We start from the raw sequence: 1,707 nt of genomic DNA, 5'->3' as shown, positions 1-1,707 counted from the left end.
AACGGAAAAAGTATTTGCGAAGGGCGGGCTAAATTTAACCGAAAGGTTCAATTTCAACCAACCGAAGCGAATGCTTTTTTCGTGGAACTAAACTACAAAAAATATGTGGAACGAAAAAGCAGTCGCGACTAAATGCATAGAGTAGTTCTATTATTCCTTCAACCCCGCCTTTTGCAAATACTATGTTATACGACGGCATTATTTTGCATTTAATATTCCACTTACAAAATCAATCCATTTGTAATCGGGAATACTTTTGTCAATATAATAATCTGGTTGAAGTCCTTTTTCGTCAATTGCCATATCAGGAATTCTCAAACTTTTGGAAAGTGAATAACCTAACTTAAATTCTTTACAAGGTGAGTCAATAAAATACATATTTGAAATATCTAAAACTCCCATTGTTGTAGTTCCAAAAAGTTTTACTTTTTTACTTTGTTTTGCTGCTAATAAAAATTGTTCTGTCGTGCTTACGTTGTTTTCATTAATAATAATTCCAACATTTTTTGGAAAAGGTAGAACTTTAGCTAATTTTTGTTCGCTTATGATTTCTCCGTCATCATTTCCTTGGATAGTTACAAATTTTCCTAAATTATTATTTAATTTGTCGTAGGCTTTTTTTAGATATTCTCTGTCTTCCTTTGAAATTCCATATTTTTCATAATTCTCGTATAAATCTAACATTCTTTGGTTATTCAACTTTGTTGAATACATTTGAGTTCTTACGGTTCTTATTGGATTTGTGTAGAGATAAGGAATTATGTTAGAGTAACTTCCGTCACTTCCACCTCCATTATTTCTTAAATCTATAATTAGATTTTCCTTACTTTCAATTTTCTGCTTATTTGCAACTAAAACACTATCAATAAATTTTTTGTTAGAACCATCAAATGAAGGAATTCTTAAAAGTAGAGTAGAATTGTTTATTTCTTCTAAAAATGGTTTTTGTGCCGATGCTAATTTGAAATATAAATCTACATCTTTGTCACTTTCAAATTTAGGTGAAATTCTTTTCAGTGTGAATTCTCCAATTTTTAAATAATTATTTCCTAAAAGTTCTACATTTTTGATTTCTTGAGAATTTTTATTGCGTAAATAATAAGTTCCGCTTTTTTTGTCAGAACTAAATTTGAATTTTAAATCGTTCGGTTTCCAATTCTCTAATCCTTTTGCACTAATTATGAAACCTTTATACTCATTGTCAAATTTTTTTACTCCAATCACATAAGGACTTGTTTCCCAAATTCCTTCAATATCTGCTTGCTTTTTTGAATTTAGATATTTTTCAAACTTTTTACTATCAATTTTTACAGTTTCCCAATTTGTTGGACTTGCAGGTTGTTGGACATTTTGCGTTTGAGAATTACTCAGATTTTCATTTCGTGAAATTGCAATATGTCCTGAACGAAAGAATTTTAGCCATTGATAAATAGTTTGAGTGCATTCAATGTCTGTTTTTACATTTTTAATTTTGTTTAGGAAAGTTGCATTGTGTGTATTATATGCTTCAAGACCTTTTTTGTCAACTACATATTGAAATCCTGCGTCATTTTCTTCAAAAGTTTTTTTAACCCATTGAAAATTGCTTTCACAATTACAATTTTGAGCGTAACTAAAAGTTGAAATTCCAATAATTAATAAAATCAGAGTTTTAATTTTTGTCATAGTCGTCTATTTATGCGGTGTTCTTATATGCTGTCGTATAAC

Annotated in this window: 1 protein-coding gene; it reads right to left on the bottom strand. The window is 29.2% G+C overall.

Annotation, left to right across the window (positions count from 1 at the left end; genetic code table 11):
* Positions 1-198 precede the first annotated feature (198 nt).
* Complete coding sequence (locus AC4AGG_RS16355; protein ID WP_489773091.1) at positions 199-1,665, bottom strand: S41 family peptidase; 1,467 nt, start codon at positions 1,663-1,665, stop codon at positions 199-201.
* Between the last annotated feature and the right edge of the window lie 42 nt (positions 1,666-1,707).

The organism is Chryseobacterium sp. CG10_8, assembly GCF_058117085.1.
The sequence above is the reverse complement of the archived record's forward strand: the minus strand, read 5'-3'. Positions and strand labels throughout refer to the sequence as shown.